The organism is Streptomyces sp. NPDC092370, assembly GCF_044755265.1.
GTDB lineage: Bacteria > Actinomycetota > Actinomycetes > Streptomycetales > Streptomycetaceae > Streptomyces.
Genome location: NZ_JBIVQO010000006.1, coordinates 433355 through 455639, shown reverse-complemented (window position 1 = coordinate 455639; position 22285 = coordinate 433355). Strand labels below are relative to the sequence as shown.

16 protein-coding genes and 1 pseudogene are annotated in these 22285 nt (G+C 72.0%); 12 read left to right on the top strand and 5 right to left on the bottom strand.

Annotated features, from left to right (window positions below):
- The first annotated feature begins 466 nt into the window (after positions 1 to 466).
- The 4 genes from ACIQHQ_RS21220 (at position 467) to ACIQHQ_RS21205 (ending at position 4779) form a co-directional block, all read left to right on the top strand.
- Positions 467 to 1573, top strand: coding sequence for a ricin-type beta-trefoil lectin domain protein (locus ACIQHQ_RS21220; protein ID WP_402613451.1), 1107 nt, complete (start codon positions 467 to 469; stop codon positions 1571 to 1573).
- A gap of 640 nt (positions 1574 to 2213) precedes the next feature.
- On the top strand, positions 2214 to 3644 hold the full coding sequence (locus ACIQHQ_RS21215) for a S8/S53 family peptidase (protein WP_402613449.1): 1431 nt from the start codon (positions 2214 to 2216) through the stop codon (positions 3642 to 3644).
- 62 nt (positions 3645 to 3706) lie between these two features.
- On the top strand, positions 3707 to 4282 hold the full coding sequence (locus tag ACIQHQ_RS21210; RefSeq protein WP_390978338.1) for a sigma-70 family RNA polymerase sigma factor: 576 nt from the start codon (positions 3707 to 3709) through the stop codon (positions 4280 to 4282).
- 5 nt (positions 4283 to 4287) lie between these two features.
- A complete protein-coding gene (locus tag ACIQHQ_RS21205; RefSeq protein WP_402613447.1) occupies positions 4288 to 4779 on the top strand; it encodes a hypothetical protein in 492 nt (163 codons plus the stop codon).
- A 55-nt stretch (positions 4780 to 4834) separates the two neighbouring features.
- On the opposite strand, the gene ACIQHQ_RS21200 is transcribed toward ACIQHQ_RS21205, so the two are convergent.
- Positions 4835 to 5623 carry an N-formylglutamate amidohydrolase gene (locus ACIQHQ_RS21200; protein WP_402613445.1) on the bottom strand — a complete coding sequence of 263 codons (789 nt, stop codon included), beginning with the start codon at positions 5621 to 5623 and terminating at the stop codon, positions 4835 to 4837.
- 81 nt (positions 5624 to 5704) lie between these two features.
- Between ACIQHQ_RS21200 and ACIQHQ_RS21195 the strand changes: the two genes are divergently transcribed.
- Positions 5705 to 6046: a DUF5713 family protein gene (locus ACIQHQ_RS21195; protein ID WP_402613443.1), complete on the top strand. Its 342-nt coding sequence runs from the start codon at positions 5705 to 5707 to the stop codon at positions 6044 to 6046.
- A 126-nt stretch (positions 6047 to 6172) separates the two neighbouring features.
- Here the strand turns inward: ACIQHQ_RS21195 and ACIQHQ_RS21190 are convergent, their stop codons facing one another.
- Complete coding sequence (locus tag ACIQHQ_RS21190) at positions 6173 to 8392, bottom strand: NADP-dependent isocitrate dehydrogenase (protein WP_402613441.1); 2220 nt, start codon at positions 8390 to 8392, stop codon at positions 6173 to 6175.
- Between the two features lie 187 nt (positions 8393 to 8579).
- Here ACIQHQ_RS21190 and ACIQHQ_RS21185 point away from each other — a divergent pair, with 187 nt between their 5' ends.
- The gene (locus ACIQHQ_RS21185) at positions 8580 to 10124 is read left to right on the top strand and encodes a M1 family metallopeptidase (RefSeq protein ID WP_402613439.1); all 1545 of its coding nucleotides are present in this window, start codon (positions 8580 to 8582) and stop codon (positions 10122 to 10124) included.
- Between the two features lie 27 nt (positions 10125 to 10151).
- Here ACIQHQ_RS21185 and ACIQHQ_RS21180 read toward each other — a convergent pair whose 3' ends face one another.
- Positions 10152 to 11249: a mechanosensitive ion channel family protein gene (locus tag ACIQHQ_RS21180; protein ID WP_402613438.1), complete on the bottom strand. Its 1098-nt coding sequence runs from the start codon at positions 11247 to 11249 to the stop codon at positions 10152 to 10154.
- Between the two features lie 292 nt (positions 11250 to 11541).
- Entirely contained in the window at positions 11542 to 12441 is a 900-nt protein-coding gene (locus ACIQHQ_RS21175) for a YbhN family protein (RefSeq protein ID WP_402613496.1), read from the bottom strand.
- Positions 12442 to 12740: 299 nt separating this feature from the next.
- On the opposite strand from ACIQHQ_RS21175, the gene ACIQHQ_RS21170 reads away from it, so the two are divergent.
- From ACIQHQ_RS21170 to ACIQHQ_RS21145, 6 genes and pseudogenes are all read left to right on the top strand, one after another.
- The gene (locus ACIQHQ_RS21170) at positions 12741 to 14624 is read left to right on the top strand and encodes an ABC transporter ATP-binding protein (RefSeq protein ID WP_402613494.1); all 1884 of its coding nucleotides are present in this window, start codon (positions 12741 to 12743) and stop codon (positions 14622 to 14624) included.
- A 76-nt stretch (positions 14625 to 14700) separates the two neighbouring features.
- A complete protein-coding gene (locus ACIQHQ_RS21165; RefSeq protein WP_402613436.1) occupies positions 14701 to 15189 on the top strand; it encodes a hypothetical protein in 489 nt (162 codons plus the stop codon).
- A gap of 504 nt (positions 15190 to 15693) precedes the next feature.
- Positions 15694 to 18938 (top strand): annotated as a pseudogene (locus ACIQHQ_RS21160) (condensation domain-containing protein); the annotation flags it as partial.
- A gap of 42 nt (positions 18939 to 18980) precedes the next feature.
- Positions 18981 to 19193 (top strand): MbtH family protein, encoded by a 213-nt coding sequence (locus tag ACIQHQ_RS21155; protein ID WP_402613434.1) that lies wholly within the window; start codon positions 18981 to 18983, stop codon positions 19191 to 19193.
- Between the two features lie 8 nt (positions 19194 to 19201).
- A complete protein-coding gene (locus tag ACIQHQ_RS21150; RefSeq protein ID WP_402613432.1) occupies positions 19202 to 20776 on the top strand; it encodes an amidohydrolase in 1575 nt (524 codons plus the stop codon).
- Between the two features lie 30 nt (positions 20777 to 20806).
- Positions 20807 to 21328: a GNAT family N-acetyltransferase gene (locus ACIQHQ_RS21145; protein ID WP_402613430.1), complete on the top strand. Its 522-nt coding sequence runs from the start codon at positions 20807 to 20809 to the stop codon at positions 21326 to 21328.
- Here ACIQHQ_RS21145 and argB read toward each other — a convergent pair.
- The gene (gene argB, locus ACIQHQ_RS21140) at positions 21315 to 22220 is read right to left on the bottom strand and encodes an acetylglutamate kinase (protein ID WP_402613428.1); all 906 of its coding nucleotides are present in this window, start codon (positions 22218 to 22220) and stop codon (positions 21315 to 21317) included. The genes ACIQHQ_RS21145 and argB overlap by 14 nt on opposite strands.
- Positions 22221 to 22285: the final 65 nt, after the last annotated feature.

Sequence of the window (22285 nt, the reverse complement as noted above, 5' to 3'; positions counted from 1 at the left end):
TCCCTCACCGGACGGCACCGACTACCTGTCGCTGCCGTACCGACCGGCCCTGCTCACCCTGCAGCGCTGACCCGCCCCCTCCACGGTGATCGCGATGGGGGTCTGCCCGCCGACGCGTGGACGAGCTGTCCACGACATGGGCGAACCCACCCGCTGACCGACCCACCACCTTGAGGAACCCCAGCCGCACGTCGGCCGGGGTTCCTCCCTTCCGGGCCGCCTTCCTGCCGCGACTACGCGAGCCACCCCGACCATGAGCGAACGGCCCGGTGCCAAGGTCACCCAGTGACCCTCCACCGGCGGCTCCAACCAGGACTGGCAGATCCTCGCGGTGTGAGCCGCCGGGACGCTCAGTGAGGGCGGAGTTGTCCGGCCCAGATCGGTAGCGAAACAGGTGCCGAGTGGCTGGCACCAACGGCTATCCCCCACCCGCTAATCACCATCACTCGCAGAAGAGGACGCCTGTATGAGAAAGCCCTGGATTTTCCCCCTGGTCACGCTTGTCGCCGCCGTGCTCGGGGTGACGGCGGCGGGTGTGGCCCCTGCCTCCGCCGCCTCCGACACCCCTTTGCGGGTCTTGCCGTTGGGTGACTCGATCACCTGGGGCGTGGGCAGCAGCACCGGCAACGGCTACCGCGGGCCGTTGTGGAACAGGCTCGCGGCGGACGGGCATCCGCTGGACTTCGTGGGCACGGAACGGAGCGGCTCGATGTCCGACAACGACAACCAAGGCCACCCCGGGTACAAGATCCACCAGGTCGCCGCCCTCACCGACGCCTCGCTGACCCGCTACCGGCCCAACGTCGTGACGCTGCATATCGGCACCAACGACCTCAACGAGAGCTACCAGGTCTCCACCGCCACCGCCCGGCTGAGGTCGCTGGTCGGCCAGATCACCGCCGCCGCCCCCGACGCGACCGTCCTCGTGGCCTCCCTGGTCGTGTCCACCAGCGGCTCCGAGGAGCAGTACCGGGCCGCCTACAACCAGGCGATCCCCCAGATCGTGCGGGACGCACAGTCCGCGGGCAAGCGCGTCGCCTACGTGGACATGAGCAGCCTGACCACGGCCGACCTGGTCGACGCGCTGCACCCCAACGACTCCGGCTTTCAGAAGATGGCCGACGCCTTCCACCGCGGGATCCGGTCCGCGGACAGCGCCGGGTGGCTGAGGAACCCCGCCCCCGCCCCCGCACGCGTGCAGTCCGGCATCGCCGGCAAGTGCATGGACGTCAACGGCGCCGCCACCGCTGACGGGACCGCCGTCCAGACGTGGGGATGCAGCAACGGCGCCAACCAGTTCTGGTCCGCCTACACCGACGGCACCCTGCGCTCCATGGGCAAGTGCCTCGACGTCGCCGGGGCGGGCACGGCCAACGGCACCAAGGTGCAGCTCTGGTCCTGCCACGGCGGCGCCAACCAGGTCTGGCAGCCCTTCAACGGCGGCTACCGCAACCCCGTCTCCGGCCGCTGCCTGGACATTCCGGGTGCCTCCACCGCCGACGGCACACAACTCCACCTGTGGGACTGCCACGGCGGCTCCAACCAGAAGTGGACCACCCTCGCCACCGGATGACCCCCACTCCCTGGGTCTGAACCCCTTCCGGGTTCTCCTCGCGTGAGGCCGGCCCAGGGCCGGCCACTCGAACAGGGTACGGCCCGCCGCACCAGGAACACTGGTACGGCGGGCCGCTCGCGGTTCTCAGCTCTGCTGCAGGGGAGTCAGGAGGAACACCGCGCGTCACCACCCGGCGGCCGTTGCCCCGGAGCACCCGGCCTCGTCGACGGCACACGGTAGAGCTCCCGATCACCTTGCGGGTCAGATGTGCCCAGCCTGGCAGCCGGCCCGCGCTCTGCAGCGTCGCCATGCCGCCGCATCGGACGCTGCCGCCGCCGCGCGCAACACGTGGTGCATGCGAGGCTCGACCTCGCGCGAGACCGCGCACATCCCGCCCGCGCAGGTGGGAGTGACGCTCCATCAGGTCATGGGTTCGATGTCGCTGAGCAGAACCCACGTGCTGGTCAGCACGATTCCGACGCCATCGATCTGCGGGAATGCGCGGTCGGGTACGGCCTCAGTTGCCTCGGCGCCGGCGCGGTCGCTTTCGGTGGCTCGTCGTGGAGGGCGAGCTGTATCAAGGGACGGCCCAGCGGCTCTTGTTGACGACCGCTCAGCGGCACCGACCGACGCCGTCGCACCAACGGGAGGACCCGCCATGGCACCTCAGCGATTCCACGAGCAGTTCGACCAGGTCCAGCGCTCGATGCCGGACGTGCCGCTGGCGATGGGCCCGGACGACTCGGCGGAGTTCATGTACGAGAAGGGCGTGGTCCTCGTCCGCGACGGCGAGGAGGCCCGGATCGTCGAGGACACGGTACGGGCGCACTTCACGGCGGCACCCGACCTCGACCAGGAGCAGGTCCGCCGCGCGGGAGAGCAGGCCAACCGCAGCGGCATCACCCGGATCCGCGTCGGCGACCCCGGCGAGGGCGGCCGGGACGCCGACCGGGCCGTCGCGCACGCCCTGCGCTCGGTTCGGGAGCACGAGTCCCGGGCCGGGCGCCGGATGGTCGCCCGCAACCACGTCGTGCACATCGCGGTGAACGCCTGCCCCGGCGACGAACCCGTTCCCGCCCCGCTCAGCGAGCCACCCAACCCGGCCGCCGCCGACACGCCCCACGACCCGGACACCGCCGTCGGCGTCCTCGTCGTCGACACCGGCCTCATGCACGACTACCGCTCCTGCGGTCTGCTGGCCCACACCGACGGTGACGCGCAGCTCCAGGAGTGCGACGACCGGGGGATCCTCCAGCAGTACGTCGGACACGGCACGTTCATCGCCGGGCTCGTCGCCGCCGTCGCACCCAACACCGACATCACCGTGCGCGGCACCCTCAACGACGCCGGCGCCATCCTGGAGTCAGAGTTCGGCGAGAAGCTCTTCGAGGCCGTCGACGCCGACGGCTGGCCGGATGTCCTCAGCCTCTCCGCCGGCACCTCCAACGGCCGCGCCGACGGCCTGCTCGGCGTCGAGAACTTCATGCGGGAACTGCGCGAGCAGCGCACCCTGCTGGTCGCCGCCGCCGGCAACAACGCCAGCGCCGCGCCGTTCTGGCCCGCCGCCTACGCCGACCTGCCCGGCTGGGAGGACTCCGTGCTGTCGGTCGGCGCCCTGCGCAGCGACGGCGCATACGGCGCCTGCTTCACCAACCACGGCCCCTGGGTGAAGGTCTACGCCCCCGGCGAGCGCCTCACCAGCGCCCTCACCGGCTTCGACTCGCCCGTCCCGTACGTGTACCAGCACTCCACGTACGAGGCCTGCCGGTACGGCTTCTCGTACGGCTGTACCTGCCAGCACCCCCGCCACAGCGGCGTGCTGAGCGATCAGGGGAACACGGCCAAGCCGGACCAGGTGATGTTCGAGGGGTACGCGCAGTGGAGCGGCACCTCCTTCGCCGCCCCTGTGACCGCCGGCCTGGTCGCCGCCCACATGACGGCGCACAAGGAGACCGATCCGCGCGCGGCCCGGCGGCAACTTCTGGCTTCGCAGGCGGAGTTCGCCGACGTGCGTGGCGCGCACGTCCCGGCGCTGCGTCCGCCCACCTGGCGGCCGGTCCCGGTCGTGCGCCTCGGCCCCGCGCTGTGAGGGCCGAAGCCGCCCCCTCCACGGCGTACCATGACGTGCCGTACTCGAGGGGTGGGGCTGCCGTGGACCGTACTGATGCCGGCGCGCTCGTCCAGGCAGCCGCCGACGGTGACGCGGCGGCCTGGAAGGCGCTCGTGGAAGGGCTGAGCCCCCTGGTGTGGTCGGTCGTCCGGGCCCACCGGCTCTCCGACGCCGATGCCCACGAGGTGTACCAGACGGCCTGGTTCCGCTTCGCCCAGCACCTCGGGCGGATCCGCGAGCCGGGCAAGGCGGGCGCGTGGCTGGCGAGCACCGCGCGCCACGAGTGCCTCAAGGTCATCAAGAACTCCCAGCGGCTGACCCTGACGGACGATCCGCGGCTGCTGGACCGGGTCAGTGAGGACGGCACGCCGGAACAGTCGCTGCTCGACTCCGAGGAGGCCGCCGCACAAAGCGAACGCGTACGGCGGCTGTGGCAGGAGTTCGAAGAACTGGGCGAGCGGTGCAGGCAGTTGCTGCGCGTGCTGATGGCCACCCCACCGCCCAGCTACCAGGACGTGTCCGCCGCGCTGGGCATCGCGGTGGGCAGCATCGGGCCACTGCGCCAGCGCTGTCTGCGGCGCCTGCGGGCCCGGCTCGAGGCACGGGGGGCGATGTGAGCGACATGAGCGACGACATGAACGACGACGAACTGCTCGCCGAAGAGAACTGGCACGACGAGGAGTTCGACGCAGGGCTGCTGGAGGAGGAGCTGCGGCAGGCCGCCGCCGTCCTCGACCCGGTGCCGGCGGAACTCCAGCAGATCGCCGTCGACGCCTACGCGCTGCACGACCTCGACGCGCGCGTGGCCGAGCTGACCTTCGACTCGCTCGTCGACGCCCTCCCGGTCCGGGGCGCCGCCGACGTGCCCCGGATGCTGACCTTCCGGGCGGGCGAGGTGACCGTCGACGTCGAGGTGACCGCGCACGGGCTGATGGGGCAGGTGCTGCCGCCGCAGCCGGCCCGGATCGAGGTCCTCGGCGGGCCACGCCCCGGTTCCCCGCTCACGGCCGACGACCTGGGCCGCTTCACGGGCGACGTGCCGCTGTCAGGCCCGTTCGCCCTGCGGTTGCGGACCGGCGGGGACGTGGTGGTGACGGAGTGGCTGCGGGCCTGAGGGATGTGGGTGCTCCGGCACCGGCGACCGGGACGGGGACGGGGACCGCGGCGGATCAGCGGGACACGGCGTCGACCAGCCCGGCCAGCGCGGCGGCGAGCCGCTCGAGACCGGGCCCCGCGGGACCGCCCGGCTCGGTCATATACGTGTCCCGGCGGATCTCCACCATGAGGGCGCTCACCTCGGGCCGTTTCCCGTAGAACTCCAGGGGGACGTAGGTCCCGCCGAACGGGGTGTCGAGCTGCGTCTCACCGAACGCCTCCCGGGCGGCGTCCAGCAGCGCGGGCGGCGTGTGAAAGGAGTCCGTACCGAGGCAGACCGGAGGGCGGGGCCCCTCCCCGTGCAGCTCGTACGGCAGTCTCCGGCTCGGGTAGGAGTGCACGTCGATGATCACGGCCCGCCCGGCGGCTTCCAGCCGGTCCGCCACGGCCCGCGTCATCGCCCGCGCGTAGGGGTCGAAGTACCGCTCGAGGAGCGGCGTGGTATCGACGTCCCCGACCCGCAGCGCACCACCGTGTGTGGTCCGGGTGTACACCGCCCCCATCCCGGCGGCGAGCATCTCCTCCCGCTCGTCCGGAAACCGCTCCGGATCGACGACCAGCCGCGACAGCCGGTTGACGAACCGCCACGGCACGACGCCCGCCAGCCCGGCCGCCGCCTCGGCGATCTGCGCCGTGTGGGCGTCGGTGATGTGGTCGAGCTCCCGCTCCAGCTCTTCGTCGCCCAGCACGATCCCCGCCCGCACGGCATCCGGTATCTCCCGCGCGGAGTGCGGCACATGCAGGATGACGGGAGAACGCCCGTCCCCGGACAGCAGCTCGAAGGGGTGCGGGGTGTCGGTCACGAGGCGGCTCCAGGGGCGTTGTCAGTGGGGTGCGGCACGATCAAGGTGTCACATCGCCGAACCGTCGAGGCCGAGGACGTCATGCCGATCAGCAACGAGCAGGTGCGCACTCACCCGTTTCTCCGGGGGCTGTACGAGGACGACTACTACCCCGATCACGTGGTGGACCGCGGCCGCGCGATCCTGCTCGCCCTGTGCGAGCGCATCGAGGCGGAGCGGCCCGTCGGCCTCGACGCGCTGTACGCCCTGACGCAGGCGGCCACGGAGGAGTTCAACGACCTGGAGGCCGCGTTCGAGGCGGCCGGCAGCGAGATCGAGACGGTGGCCCGGGAGGAGATAGCCGAGGACTTCGACTTCCTCGCGCGAGCGTACGGCTTCCCGGACGCGGACGTGGAGGAGCTGATCGCCACGCGGGAGTGGTGAAGGCCGCGGGAGGGGCGAGGGGCCTGGGGAGGGGCGAGGGGCCGGGGGAGGGGCGCACAAGGCTCCGCCCCGGCCGGGCGTGGTGCCGGCCGGGGCGGAGCCCGGGAGCCGATGCGGCCCGGGGCGTCAGCTCAGGGACGCCAGGGCCTCGTTCCACGTGGAGGACGGGCGCATGGCCGCCGCGGCCTTCTCCGGGTCGGGCTGGTAGTAGCCGCCGATCTCGACGGGCTTGCCCTGGACGGCGTTCAGCTCGTCGACGATCTTCTGCTCGTTTGCGGCGAGCGTCTCGGCGAGCGGGGCGAAGGCCTTCGCCAGGTCCGCGTCCTCGCTCTGCCCGGCCAGCTCCTGCGCCCAGTACAGGGACAGGTAGAAGTGGCTGCCGCGGTTGTCGATGCCGCCGACGCGACGGGTCGGGGACTTGTCCTCGTTGAGGAAGGTCGCCGTGGCGCGGTCCAGGGTGTCGGCCAGGACCTGGGCGCGGGCGTTGCCCGTGACCTTCGCGAACTGCTCGAGGGACGGAACCAGGGCGAAGAACTCACCCAGGGAGTCCCAGCGCAGGTAGTTCTCCTTGACCAGCTGCTGTACGTGCTTCGGCGCCGAGCCGCCCGCACCCGTCTCGAACAGGCCGCCGCCCGCCATCAGCGGGACGACCGACAGCATCTTGGCGCTGGTGCCCAGCTCCAGGATCGGGAACAGGTCCGTCAGGTAGTCACGCAGGACGTTGCCGGTGACGGAGATCGTGTTCTCGCCGCGGCGGATGCGCTCCACCGACAGCTTCGTCGCCTCGACCGGGTTGAGGATCCGGATGTCCAGGCCCTCGGTGTCGTGGTCCGCGAGGTAGCTGTTGACCTTGGCGATCAGGTTGGCGTCGTGCGCACGGGTCTCGTCCAGCCAGAACACGGCCGGGTCGCCGGTGGCGCGGGCGCGGGTGACGGCCAGCTTCACCCAGTCCTTGATCGGCGCGTCCTTGGTCTGGCAGGCGCGGAAGATGTCGCCGGCCGAGACGCTCTGCTCGATGAGCGCGGTGCCGTTGCCGTCGACCAGGCGGACCGTGCCCGTGCTGGCGATCTCGAAGGTCTTGTCGTGGCTGCCGTACTCCTCGGCCTTCTGCGCCATCAGACCGACGTTCGGCACCGAACCCATGGTGGAGGGGTCGTAGGCGCCGTTCGCCCGGCAGTCGTCGATCACGGCCTGGTAGACGCCCGCGTAGGAGGAGTCCGGCAGCACCGCGAGGGTGTCGTGCTCCTGGCCGTCGGGGCCCCACATGTGGCCCGAGGTGCGGATCATGGCCGGCATGGAGGCGTCGACGATGACGTCCGAGGGGACGTGCAGGTTCGTGATGCCCTTGTCGGAGTCGACCATCGCCAGCTCCGGGCCCTCGGCGAGCTCGGCGTCGAAGGAAGCCTTGATCTCGGCACCCTCCGGCAGGGCCTCCAGGCCCTTGTAGATGCCGCCCAGGCCGTCGTTCGGGGTGAGGCCGGCCGCGGCGAGCTTGTCGCCGTACTGCGCGAACGTCTTCGGGAAGAAGGCGCGCACCACGTGGCCGAAGACGATCGGGTCGGAGACCTTCATCATCGTGGCCTTCAGGTGCACCGAGAACAGCACGCCCTCGGCCTTGGCCTTGGCGACCTGCGCGGTCAGGAACTCGCGCAGCGCGCCGACGCGCATCACGGAGGCGTCGACGACCTCCCCGGCGAGTACGGGTACGGACTCGCGCAGCACCGTGGTGGTGCCGTCGTCGCCGACCAGCTCGATGCGCAGCTCGCCGTCCTCGGCGATCACGACGGACTTCTCGGTGGAGCGGAAGTCGTTCTGCCCCATGGTCGCCACGTTCGTCTTGGACTCGGCGGTCCAGGCGCCCATGCGGTGCGGGTGGGACTTGGCGTAGTTCTTGACCGAGGCGGGGGCGCGCCGGTCGGAGTTGCCCTCACGCAGGACCGGGTTCACGGCGGAACCCTTGACCTTGTCGTAGCGGGCGCGGATCTCGCGCTCCTCGTCGGTCTTCGGGTCGTCCGGGTAGTCCGGCAGCGCGTAACCCTGGCCCTGCAGCTCGGCGACGGCGGCCTTGAGCTGCGGGATGGACGCAGAGATGTTCGGCAGCTTGATGATGTTGGCGGCGGGCGTCTTGGCCAGCTCACCGAGCTCGGCGAGGGCGTCCGGGATGCGCTGGTCCTCGGTCAGGTACTCCGGGAACAGGGCGATGATGCGTCCGGCCAGCGAGATGTCGCGGGTCTCCACGGGGACACCCGCCTGTGACGCGTAGGCCCGGACCACCGGCAGGAAGGAATACGTCGCCAGGGCGGGGGCCTCGTCAGTGTGCGTATAGATGATGGTCGAGTCAGTCACCGGGTGCTCCGCTCCACGTCTGCAACATTGCTCGACATCAAGATATCTCGTGACCGACCTCGTCTCGACAGGGGTCCGCGTCCAGTCTCGTGCAACCGATCGGCTCGTTCCCGTGTCCTGGAGAGAGATCACTCACTCCTAGCCACGGCCGGATCTGACCACCCGGCCGTCCGAGCGAAAGCGGACCATGAGATATCGCACCAGAGTGACGGCCCCGGCGGTCGCCCTCATCGGCACGGCGGCGGCGCTCACCACGGGGATCCCGGCCCAGGCGGCCACCAGGACCGGCGCCACCCCGGGCCCCGAGACCCTCGGCGACTCCGTCTTCCCCGACCTGGGCAACGACGGCTACCGCGTCTCGGCCTACCACCTCGACTTCGCGTACGACGCCACGACCAGGCTCGTCGAGGCGACCGCGACCCTGGCCATCCGCACCACCCAGGCCCTGAGCCGCTTCTCCCTGGACGCGCGCGGCCTGGACATACGCTCCGTCCGTGTCGACGGCCGCCCGGCAGCCTTCGAGCAGGTGGCCGAGAAGCTGAGGATCACCCCCTCGCGCCGGCTCCCGCCGAAGGCCCGGGTCACCGTGTGCGTGGCCTACGGCGCCGACCCGCGCCGGACCCCGCCGCCCGCCGGCGGCTGGGTGGCCACCCCCGACGGATTCGCGGTGTGCTGCCAGCCGGACCTGGCCCACACCGTCTTCCCCTGCAACGACCACCCCTCCGACAAGGCCGATTTCACCTTCCGCCTCACCGTGCCCGCCGGCCTGCGGGGCGTCGCGAGCGGCATGCTGGAGCGCACCGAACAGCTGGCCGGTGACCGGACCGCGTACACCTACCGCTCCCGTTCGCCGATCGCCACCGAGGTGGTGCAGATCACCGTCGGCGACTACGTGATCAAGGACCGGCAGGGCCCGCACGGCCTGCCGCTGCGGGACGTCGTCCCCGTCGCCCGGGCCGCCGCCCTGGAACCTGCCCTGGCGCTCACCCCGGCCCTGGTGGAGTGGGTCGAACAGCGGCTCGGCGCGTACCCCTTCGAGACGTACGGCCTGCTGCCCTGCAACAACGACGCCTCGGACGCCTTCGACTTCACCGGTCTGGAGACCCAGACCCTCACGATCTACAAGCCGAACTACCTCCTCCAGGAGGAGAGCAAGATCGGCTCGCACATGATGCACGAGCTGGTCCACTCCTACTTCGGCAACAGCGTCAGCCCCGCCACCTGGGCCGACCTGTGGCTGAACGAGGGCCACGCCGACTATTACGGGCTGCTGTACCGCTACGAGCGCGGCTGGCCCGACTCCAAGGGCCTGACCACCATGGAAGCCCGGATGAAGGACACCTACGCCCTGGGCGACCAGTGGCGCCGCACCTCGGGGCCGGTCGCCGCACCCAACGCGGCGAATCTGTTCGACAGCCAGCGCTATCTGGGTGGCGTCCTCGTCCTCTACGCGCTGCGGCAGCAGATCGGCGAGGCGGCCTTCAGCGCCGTCGAGCGTGCCTTCCTCGAGCGCTACCGCGACTCCTCGGCCTCCACCGAGGACTACATCGCGGTCGCCTCGCAGGTCTCCGGCCAGGACCTCTCCGGATTCCTGAGGGAGTGGCTGTACGGCACGAAGACGCCGCGGATGCCGGGCCACCCGGACTGGACCGTGACGCCGGCCGCGCCGTCCCTCTCGGCGCCGCGCGACCGGAGGGCCGGCGGGCGCCACGACAACTCCGCGACGCTGTGACGCGGTGAGCGGTGACGCCGTGAGCCGCTAGTCGAGCCGGACGGAGGCCACTTCGTCCGGCTCGATCGCGCCGGTGCGCTGCTGGGGGATGACGACCGCGCCCTGCTGGAGCGCCACCGTCCGGGCCGGGGCGGGTATGCGGATGCCCTCCGCGCGGTAGCGCTTGTGCAGGCGCTTGATGAACTCGTGCTTGATCCGGTACTGGTCGCTGAACTCGCCGACGCCCAGGATGACGGTGAAACCGATGCGGGAGTCGCCGAAGGTGTGGAACCGGATGATCGGCTCGTGGTCGGGGACGGCGCCCTCGACCTCGGTCATGGTCTCGGCGATGACCTCGTTGGTCACCCGCTCCACGTGGTCCAGGTCGCTGTCGTAGGCCACCCCGACCTGGACCAGGATGGTCAGCTGCTCCTCGGGGCGCATGAAGTTGGTCATGTTCGCCTGCGCGAGCTGGCCGTTGGGGAGCACGATGAGGTTGTTGGACAGGTTGCGGATCGTCGTCTGCCGCCAGTTGATGTCCTCGACGTAGCCCTCCTCGCCGCTGCTGAGCCGGATGTAGTCACCGGGCTGGACGGTCTTGGACGCGAGGATGTGGATACCCGCGAAGAGGTTGGCGAGGGTGTCCTGCAACGCCAGCGCGACCGCCAGACCGCCCACGCCCAGGGCGGTGAGCATCGGCGCTATCGAGATGCCCAGGGTCTGGAGCACCACCAGGAAGCCGATCGCCAGGACCAGGATGCGCGTGATGTTGACGAAGATCGTGGCCGATCCGGCGACCCCGGAGCGGGACTGCGTGACCGTACGGACCAGCCCGGTCACCACTCGGGCCGCCGACACCGTCGCGACGAAGATGAGCAGCACGGTGAGCACCTGGTTGGTGGTGTGCTGCACCACCCGGGTCAGCGGCAGCACCGCCGCGGCGCCCGCGGCGCCGCCCACGACCGCGGCCCACGGCACCACGGCCCGCAGCGCGTGCACGATGACGTCGTCCCCGGTCCAGCGGGTGCGGTCGGCGTGCCCGCCCAGCCAGCGCAGCAGGATGCGCAGCGCGAACGCCGCCAGCAGGCCCGAGCCGAGGGCGATGCCGGCGAACAGCAGATCGTCCACGGTGAGTGCGCGGTTCACCGGTCACCTCCGGGGCGGGGTATCGCGGCGAACGCCGCCATCGGCGGCCGGATGTGAAGTCTCGTCACGTCGTCACCTGCTCGTCTTCCGGGATGTTCGAAGGCGCCCGACCACCCTGACCTGCGGTCGGCACGATCGTTCATCCTGCCGTATCCCGGACGGGGTTCCGTACCGGAGACAGGGATGAGCGGGGGGTGAGTTACTGCACATGACACACCGTCACGAACGGTTCGCTCACGGGTCCGTGGGCGCTCGGGGCGGATCCCCGCGACGGAGTGGCACGCCACCCGGGTCAGATCACCTTCAGCCGTACCAGCGCCGCCAGGGTCAGCGCGCCCGGCGCCAGGGGGAGCCAGACGGTGATGACGCGGAAGGCCAGGACCACGGCCGTGGCCACCGCGGCCGGGCCGCCCGCGGCCACCAGCGCCATGACCAGCGCCGCCTCCACCGAGCCGATGCCGCCGGGCGTCGGCACCAGAGCGACGGCGACGGTCGCCGCCAGATAGGCCACCGCCATGTGCGCGACCGGAACGTCCAGCCCCAGGGCCCGCCCCACCAGCACCAGGACGGAGGCCTGCAGCGCCGGGAAGGTGAAGGCCCCGCCCCACAGCGCCAGGGCCCGCGCCGGACGCCTGTGCACCGAGCGCGCCTCACCGAGCGCCGTCCGCAGGAAGGACACCACGGCCGAGCGCAGCCGCCGTACGAGGCCGAGCACGGTCGCGGCGATCACGAGCACCACGGCGACGCCGGCCAGCAGCGGGCCGAACGCCGTCTCCGGCACCAGCGTGCCGAGGCGCAGCGCGTCGGGGAACGCGATGAGCAGGGCCCCCAGCAGCAGCACCCGGCCGGCGCTCTCGGCCAGCAGGTACAGGGCGAGGGCGGCCGAGGAGCGGGCGAGCGGCAGCCCGCACACCGTCATGAACCGCAGGTTGACCGCGCTCGCGCCCAGCCCGGTCGGCAGCAGGTGGTTGGCCGCGCCCGCCGCGAACTGCGTGGCCAGCAGCCGCCGTCGGGGCAGCCGCTCGACGACCGCGCCCTGCCGGGTGCAGGCGGCGGCGACCCAGGTCAGACAGGTCGCCCCGGCCGCGGCCAGCAGCCAGGGCCACTCGGCGGTGCCCAGATGCGCGAAACCAGCGGCCAGCACGGACCGGTGCTGCACCGCGACCACGGTGACGAGCAGGAGCGGGAGCAGACACAGGATCTGCCGCAGGCGGCGGACCGGGACGCGACGGGGGAGTCGTCCCGGGTGGAGTTCGGGGAGCTGTACCGCTGTCACATCACCAGAGGCTGCCCAGGCCGGGCCAACTCCGGGTTGCGGGAGCGGGGACTGGGCATTGCGCGCGGGAAGCGGCTGTGTGGGGAGCGTCATCGGGGCCTTTGCGCGGAGAGACGGAGAAGAGGGGGATCGGGCTGATTGTGCGGGATGTCGGGACAATAGGCGAGCCCCTTGACCTCAACAATGCTTGAGGTTCTACGGTCTTCTTCATGAGCATGGAGACCACAGCGTGGACACAGCTGCACAGCGTCATGAACGCCGAACGGGAGCGCCGCCCCTTCGCTCCGGCGACCCTGCGCCGCATCGGCGCGTTCGCCCGCCCGCTCCGGCGCCGCATCACCCTCTTCGTCCTGCTCGGCGTGGCCACCGCCCTGCTCGCCGTGGCGACCCCCGTCCTGGCCGGGTCGGTCGTGGACACCATCGTGTCGGGCGGCGACGAGGGCAGGGTCGTACGCCTCGCCCTGCTCATCGCGCTGATCGCGGTGGCGGAGGCGGCGCTGGGCATCCTCGGCCGGAGGCTGTCCGCGACGCTCGGGGAGAATCTCATCCTCGATCTGCGGACCGCCGTCTTCGACCATGTGCAGCGCATGCCGATCGCGTTCTTCACACGCACTCGTACGGGCGCCCTCGTCTCCCGGCTCAACAACGACGTCATCGGCGCCCAGCGCGCCTTCAGCAACACTCTCTCGGGAGTGGTCAGCAACCTCGTCACCCTGCTCCTCACCCTCGCGGTGATGCTCACGCTGTCCTGGCAGATCACCCTGCTCGCGCTGGTGCTGCTGCCGGTGTTCGTGATCCCGGCGCGGCGCATGGGCAGCAGGATGGCCCGGATGCAGCGGGAGGCGGCGACGCTGAACGCGGCGATGGGCACCCGCATGACCGAACGCTTCTCGGCCCCCGGCGCCACCCTGGTCAAGCTCTTCGGGCGGCCGGAGGAGGAGTCGGAGGAGTTCGCCGAACGAGCCCGCCGGGTCGCGGACATCGGGATCCGGACGGCGACCGCCCAGGCCGCCTTCATCACCGCCCTCACGCTGGTGTCCGCCCTCGCCCTGGCCCTGGTCTACGGCCTCGGCGGCTGGTTCGCCCTGCGCGGCTCCCTGGAACCGGGCGCGGTCGTGTCCCTCGCGCTGCTCCTGACCCGGCTGTACGCGCCGCTGACCGCGCTCGCCGGGGCGCGCGTGGAGGTGATGAGCGCCCTGGTCAGCTTCGAGCGGGTCTTCGAGGTGCTCGACCTCAGGCCGCTCATCGAGGAGAAGCCGGACGCGCGCCCGGTGCCCGACGGGCCCGTGGCGGTCGAGTTCGACAACGTCCGCTTCGGCTACCCCGCGGCCGACAAGGTCTCCCTGGCCTCCCTGGAGGAGGTCGCGTCCCTGGACAAGCGAGGCGGCGACGAGGTCCTGCACGGCCTGTCCTTCCGTGCCGAACCCGGCCGGACCGTGGCGCTCGTCGGCTCCTCCGGCGCGGGCAAGTCCACCATCGCGCAGCTGATGCCGCGCCTGTACGACGCCGACGAGGGAGCCGTGCGCATCGGTGGCGTCGACGTCCGCGACCTCACGGCGCGGTCGCTGCGGCAGACCCTCGGCATGGTCACCCAGGACGGCCACCTCTTCCACGACACCGTCCGCGCCAACCTCCTGCTCGCCCGTCCCGAGGCCACGGAGGAGGAGCTGTGGGACGCCCTGCGCCGGGCCCGCCTCGACGACCTCGTACGGTCCCTGCCCGACGGCCTCGACACCGTCGTCGGTGAACGCGGCTACCGTCTCTCCGGCGGCGAACGCCAGCGCATGACCATCGCCCGGCTGCTGCTGGCCCGCCAGCGCGTCGTCATCCTCGACGAGGCCACCGCCCACCTCGACAACACCTCGGAGGCAGCCGTCCAGGAAGCCCTCGCCGAAGCCCTCGCGGGCCGCACGGCGGTCGTGATCGCCCACCGCCTGTCCACCGTCCGCGCGGCCGACCAGATCCTGGTCGTCGAGGCCGGCCGGATCGTCGAACGGGGCACGCACGAGGAACTCCTGGCGGCGGGGAAGCGGTACGCGCAGCTGTACCGCACCCAGTTCGAGGGGACGCGGGCGACCGCGGTGGAGGAGGCCGCCTAGAGCGGTGAACACCTGTCCGGACCTGTCCGTACTCCCTTCGAGTACTCCTGCCGACAGCCGCACCCGGAGAGGCGAAGTGTTCCAGCAGCGACCGCACGTACGATCCACCCGCCGGACCCCGTCCCGTGCCCGGCGTCGCATCGCCGCCACGGCCGGGGTCCTGGCGGTGCTTCCCCTCGTCACGGCCTGCGGCGGCGGTGACGGCCGCGGGGCGGCGACGACGCCGAGCGTGTCCGCGGCACCCGCCGCCGGGGTGGTCGCGCCGGCGAAGGTGGAGGTCATCGCCGGCCTGACCGGCTGCAAGGCGAAGATCCGCACCGAGGCCGACGAGTTGCGCGAGGGTGTGTGCCGCACCCGGAAGGGCGACTATCTCATCACCACCTTCCCGGAGGAGGGGCTCAAGGAGACCTGGCTGGAATCGGCCCGCGTGTACGGGGGCACGTACCTGGTCGGCATGCGCTGGGTGGTCAGCGCGAAGCCCGCGGTGCTGGAGCCGCTGCGCGCGAAGCTCGGCGGCACCGTCCGGACGCTGACGGGCGTCGGCCCGCGCGCGAACCCCTCCTGACGTCACCGCGGTCCGGACCCGTCACCGCGGTCCGGACCCGTCACCGCGGTCCGGACCTTCTCCCCCCTCGTCTCCTTCGGCGTGCGCTGGTGGACGTCACGATGGTGCGACTCGGCGGATGAGCCGCCCCTCTCGCGGCGGCCTCAGAGACTGAGTGCGTCGTGGTCGCCACCTTCCGTCGCCACTCGCTCGCGGGCGGGATGCCGGTGCTCCGGCTCGCCGTCGTCGTGATGGTGCCGCCGGCTGTCGCCGCGGTCTCCCCGCCCAGTCCGTGCCACCTGCGACCGGGTCGAGGGACGCCGGGCGGGCGCGCTCGCCGAAATGGACGCCGATCGGGAGCATCCCGCGCGATCGCCGCCGCGCGGACCCGGTCCGCGCGGCGGCGATGTCGGCCGGCCCCCGACCGTACCGGGGCCGGCGTGTCAGGGCTGGTTGGTGAGGTAGCCGCCCATGGAGGTGAAGTAGTCGGCGGCGGGCAGCTCCCGGCCGTCCTCGGTGCGTACGCGGGTGAGGGCCAGACTCGACATCCCCATGTACCACGGCTACGGCCCCGCCGAGACGACCATCGGCGTCTCGCACGTCATCTACCGGGGCGCCGCGGAACGCCTGTCGACCTCCATCGGCAAGGCCAACCCCCACACCCAGCTCTACGTCCTGGACGACGAACTGCGCCCCGTCCCGGTCGGCGTCGGCGGAGAACTCTACGTCGGCGGCTTCCTCCTGGGCCGCGGCGACGTGGGCGCGCCCGGCCTGACCGCCTCCCGCTTCGTCGCGAACCCCTTCGCCGACGACGGCTCCCGCCTCTACCGCACCGGCGACCTCGCGCGGTTCGCCCCCGACGGTTCGCTCGACTTCCTCGGCCGCGCCGACAACCAGATCAAGATCCGCGGGATGCGGCTGGAGATCGAGGACGTCGAGGTCGGTCTCGCCGAACACCCCCGCGTACGGCACACCTGCGTCGTCGCGAAGAAGAGCGCCGCAGGCGGCACCTATTTGATCGGCTACCCCGAAGCGGACCGTGTCGAGCCCCGCTGGCAGCGGAGCGACCGGCCGCTCGACGAGTGCATCGCCCTCGCCACGGACGGGCTGGACCCTGCGGGCGGCGTGATGCTCCGGGCCGTCTGGCGCCCCCGGGCCCGTCACCTCGTCCTCGTGGCCCATCACGTGGTGGTCGACGGCGTCTCCTGGCGCGTCCTGATGGAGGACCTGGCCACCGCCTGGCGGCAGTTCACCTCGGGCGAGCCCATCACATTGCCCGCGGTGGGCACGTCCTTCCGGCGCTGGACCCAGCTGCTGGAACGCGCCGCGTTCGACGCCGACAGCTCCTTCTACCGGCGCCCCCTGCCCGGCGAGGACCAGCCGCTGGCCCACCGCCCCCTGTCCGGGACGGACACCGTCGCGAACGAACGCCTGCGGACCGTCTCGGCCGGTCCCGACGTCACGGCCGCGCTGTTGAACGAGATCCCCGCGAAGTTCCACGCCGGCGTCAACGACGTCCTGCTCACCGCACTCGCCGTCGCCCTCGCCCGCCGGCGCCACGACCTCGGCCAGGACCAGACGTTCGCCCACATCGAGCTCGAAGGCCACGGCCCGCGAAGGGCAGTTCGTGGCGGGCTCCGCCGGCTTCGAACCGGACCTGTCGCGCACCGTGGGCTGGTTCACCACCCTGTTCCCGGTGACCGTGGACCCCGGCACGGCAGCCGACTTCACCGCTCCCGCGTAGCTGACCGCCGCTCTCAAGGCGGTCAAGGAGGACCTCGCCCGAGTACCGGACAACGGCGTCTCCTACGGCGCCCTGCGCTACCTCACTCACAGCGAGTTCGACGCCCCCGCCCCCCAGGTGCTCTTCAACTACCTGGGCCGCTTCGCCGCCGGCGCCCCCGGCGACTGGCACCTCGCGGGCACCACCGGCCAGCTCGGCGAGAAGCGCGACCCGAGGATGCGTCTGCCGCGCGCCCTGGAGTTCAACGCGATCGCCGAACCCTCCGCCACCGGCGGGTACGAACTGGTCACCACCATCTCCTGGCCCGACGGCATGTTCACCGACGCCGACATCACGACACTCTGCGACTACTTCGGCACGGCCCTGGCCGGACTGGCCGCGCTCGACCAGGGCGGCCACTCGCCCAGCGACTTCCCCCTGGTATCCCTCACCCAGGCCGACGTCGACACCCTGGACGGACCGCAGCTGCGGGACATCCTGCCGCTGACGCCGCTGCAGGAAGGCCTCTACTTCCACTCCGTCTTCGACGACGACTCCGCCGGCGCCTACGTCGAGCAGCAACTCCTCACCCCGGGAGGGCGAGGTGGACGCAGGCCGGCTCGCGGCGGCGGCCACCCGGCTGCTCACCCTCTTCCCGAATCTGGCCGCCCGCTTCACGGCCCTCTCCAACGGCCGGGTGGTCTCCGTCCTGGAGAGCGGCGCCGAAGCCCCCTTCACCACCCTGGACCGCCCCGGCATCACCGACGAGGAGCTACGCGACCTCGCCGAACAGGACCGCCGCACCGGCTTCGACCTGGCCACCGGCCCGCTGATGCGCTACACCCTCGTCCGCGCCGGCTCCGGCCGGAACGTCCTGGTGCAGACCGTGCACCACATCATCGCCGACGGCTGGTCCGTGCCTTTCATGCTCCGCGCGCTGCTCGCCGAGTACCACGCGCCGGGCACCGTCCACCCGCTCGGCGGCTTCGCCGACTACGTCCACTGGCTCGCCGGACGCGACGCCGACGAGAGCGACCGCGTCTGGCGCGAGGAACTCGCCGGACTTCCCGGCCCCTCACTGGTCGCCGAGGGACACACCCCCTCCGACCGGTTCGCCGACACCGCCGTGGAATCCGAGGGCGATCTCGACGCCGCCGTTCGCGAGGCCGGCGTGCCGCTGAGCGTGGCCGTGCACAGCGCCTGGGCCGTCATCCTGGGCGGCATCCTCCAGGGCCGGGACGTCGTGTTCGGCTCCACGGTCTCCGGCCGCGACGCCGAGGTCCCCGGCATCGAGGACATGGTGAGCCTGTTCATCAACACCATTCCCGTACGCGCCCGTTGGACCCCGGGCGCCACCGCGGGCGACTTGCTCACCTCGGTGCGCGACCACCAGGGCGCGGTCCTGCCGCACCAGCACGTCTCCCTGGCACGCATCGCCCGCCAGGCCGGCACCGGCTCCCTCTTCGACACTCTCGTGGTGTTCGACGTGGCCACCGACGTGACCTCGCTCCGGCGCCCCGGCGACACCCTGGCCATCACGGACATCGTCAACGAGGGCGCCCCGCACTACCCGCTGACCCTGGTGGTCGAGCGCGCACTCGACGGCCGCCCGCGCTTCAACCTCATCTACGACGCCGAACTGCTGGGAGAACCGACCGCCCGGACCGTCCTGCGCACCTTCACTCGCACCCTGACCGGTCTGCTCACCCACCCGGACGCCCCGGTCGACGACCTGACGCCCGAGAGCGAACGGCGGCCGGCACCCGTCACCCCGACGACCCTGGGCGGACTCTTCGACGCCGCCGCCCGCCGCGACCCGGCGGCCACCGCCGTGACCCAGTGCGCCCTCGACGGCGCCACCCGTTCCCTGACCTACGGCGAACTGTCCGACGCCAAGAACGACCTGGCCTCGGCGCTGCGCGCGGCCGGAGTGGGCCCGGGCAAGCGGGTCGCCGTGGCCGTCCCGCGCTCCCTGGAACAGGTCGTCGCCCTGGTCGCGATCGTGAGGGCGGGCGGCGCCTACGTCCCGCTGGACCTGGCGTACCCGGCGAGCCTAACCTAATCTTGACCCTCCGAGGAGGCACCGCGCATGAGCACCAACCCCTTCGACGACAACGAAGGCCGTTTCCTGGTCCTGGTGAACGACGAGGGCCAGCACTCCCTCTGGCCGTCCTTCGCCGAGGTGCCCGGGGGATGGACGATCGCCTTCGCCGAGAACACGCGCGAGGCGTGCCTCGAGTACGTCGAGACCCACTGGCCGGACCTGCGCCCCCGGTCCCTCGCCGCGACCCAGGACGCCTGACCCTGCCGATGCTGTGCACCAGGCTGACCAACGCCCGTTTCCTCACCATGGATCCGGACCACCCGGTCGCCCATGACCTGGGCGTCTGGCAGGGCCGGATCGTGGGTCTCGACGACGCCGTGACGTCCCTGCCCGCCCGGGAGGTCGTCGACCTGCAGGGCGCCACGGTGCTGCCGGGGTTCGTCGACGCCCATGTCCACCTCGCCTGGACCGGGTTCAAGCAGAGCACCCCGAGCATCGCGGGCCGCACCCGCGTCGACGACGTGCTCGCGGTCGTGGCCGAGGCCGTCGCCCGCACCCGCGCACCCGGCGACTGGGTGAGCATCGCCGGGTACGACCAGCGGGCCCTGGGCCGCCATCTGACCGCCGACGACCTCGACCGGGTCAGCGACGGACGCAGGCTCTACCTGCTGCACGACTCCGGGCACGGATGCGTCGTCAACACCGCCGTCCTGGACCTGCTCCCCGCCGGCGTCCCGCACGAGAACGGCTTCCTCGCGGAGCAGGCCATGGGCGCCGCCCGCGCCCTGCGCCTGCCGCACTCGCAGGAGGACCTGGCCGAGGCGATCGGCCGCGCGGCCCGCACCTGCCTGGCCGAGGGCGTCACCGCCTGCGCCGAAGCGGGCATCGGCGGCACCCTCTTCGGCCACAGCCCCGTCGAACTCGGCGCTTATCAACTCGCCCGGGACAAGGGGCTGTTGCCGCTGCGCGTACAGCTCATGGTCTCCGCGGAACGGCTGCGCCCGGTCGCCGCCCACGAGGCCGACGGCATCCCCCGCGCCCTCGACCTCGGCCTGCGCACCGGCTTCGGCGACGACCGGCTCTCCGTCGGCGCGTTGAAGATCTACACCGACGGCGGCATGATGGCCCGCACAGCCGCGCTGACCCGTCCGTACGAAGGGCTCGACCACGCCGGGCAGTTGCAGGACGACCCGGACGTGCTCACCGACGTCATCGTGGACGGCCACCTCGCCGGCTGGCAGCTCGCCGTGCACGCGATCGGCGACCGCGCGGCCGACATCGCCCTGGACGCGATCGAGCGCGCCCAGCGCCTGCGCCCCCGCCCCGAGGCCCGCCACCGCATCGAACACGCGGGACTGATCCGGCCCGACCAGCTCCCGCGCTTCGCGCGACTCGGCGTCACCGCCGTCGTCCAGCCCACCTTCCTGCGCAGCTTCGGCGACGACTACGCCTCGATCATGGGTGAGGAACGGGCGCCCTGGATGTACCGGGGCAAGGCGTTCCTGGATCACGGCATCCCGCTGGTGGGCAGCTCCGACCGCCCCGTCGCCGACGGATCGCCCCTGCGCGCCGTCCAGTTCATGGTCGAACGCGCCTCAGCCTCCGGGCAGTTGATCGGCCCGGACGAGGCCGTCACCGTCGACCAGGCCCTGCACGCCTACACCGTCGCCGGCGCCCGCGCCTGCCACTGGGAGGACCGCCTGGGCAGCCTCACCCCGGGCAAACGCGCCGACCTGGTCGTCCTCGGCGACGACCCCCGGAGCGTCGACCCCTCGCGCATCGGCGGCATCGAGGTGGCGCAGACGTACGTCGACGGCCTCCCGAGCCGCCCGCGCGCCTGATTCCCGGTCCGGAACCGAAGAAGGAACCCCTTGACCACGGCCATGCCGCGCCCTGCCGCGCCGCCACTCGCCTCTCCGGCGCCGACGCCCTTCGTGCGCACCGCCCGCCCGGACGAGGCTCTCGCCCTCGCCGTCCTGTCCCGGCCCTTCGTCCGCTCGGGCGCGCTGCGCGAACGCCCCCTTTCCCTCTACGCCGCCCACGCGGCCGACTTCCTGGTGCTGGAGGCCTCCGAGGGCACCCTCGACGGCTGCGTGGGCCTGCGCGCGTACCCCGGGGACGCGGGGGAGGGGGACGAACGCGCGGGCGTCGTCTACAACTTCTGCGTGGCCGCGCACCGGCAGGGGAGCGGAGCGGGGGCCGGGCTGTTACGCGCGGTGCTCGCCACGGCACACGCCCGGTCGCTCGACGCCCTGTACACGGCGACCACCGGGGGTGCCGGACTGTTCCTGCGCTACGGTTTCACGCAGACGACGGCCCGTCACGCGCCGCGGTCCTGGGTGGATTCGCTGGACCCGCGGCGCAACGCGCAAGTCCTGGTCAGGAGGCGGTGACCTGGTCGGGGACCACGGTGGTCCCCGGGCCGGCCTCGGTGAGCACGCTGCGCAGCACCGCGTGCGGTACCCGCCCGTCCACCACGTGCGCCCTGCGCACCCCGCCGCGGACGGCCCGCAGACAGCCCTCCATCTTCGGCAGCATCCCGCTCGCCAGCCCGGGCAGCAGCTCGTCCAGCGCACGGGCCGTCAGACGCCCGATCACCTCGGTGCTGTGCGGCCAGTTGGCGTACAGCCCTTCGACGTCGGTGAGCATCACCAGCCGCTCGGCGCCGAGGGCCACGGCGAGGGCCGCCGCCGCGAGATCGGCGTTGACGTTGTAGACCTGCCCGTCCGTGCCACGCGCCACGGGGGAGACGACGGGAATGTGCCCCTGCTCCAGCAGCGCACGCACCATGGCCGGATTCACGTCCACGACATCGCCGACCAGACCGAGGTCCACCGTCCGGCCGTCGACGCGGGCCGGCCGCCGCACGGCCGTCATCGTGTGCGCGTCCTCCCCGGTCAGGCCCACCGCGAAGGGCCCGTGGGCGTTGATGTGCCCGACCAGCTCCCGCTGCACGCGACCCGTCAGCACCATGCGCACCACGTCCATGGTCTCCGGGGTGGTCACCCGCAGACCGGCTTCGAACCGGGTCTCCAGCCCGAGCCGGTCGAGCATCGCGCTGATCTGCGGCCCGCCGCCGTGCACGACGACCGGCCGCAGGCCCGCGTGCCACAACTCGACGATGTCCTGCGCGAAGGTGCGTTGCAGACTCGCGTCCACCATGGCGTTGCCGCCGAACTTGACGACGACCACACTGCCCCGCAGCTCCTCGGGCCAGGGAAGGCTCTGAACGGACGCATCCCCTGCTCGGGCGGGTGTCACGGTCACGCGGTCACTCCGTTTCATCACCGGCATGGGGCAGAGGTACTTAGCTGAGCCTAACCTAAATCGGCGGTTCGTCGGTCAAGAGG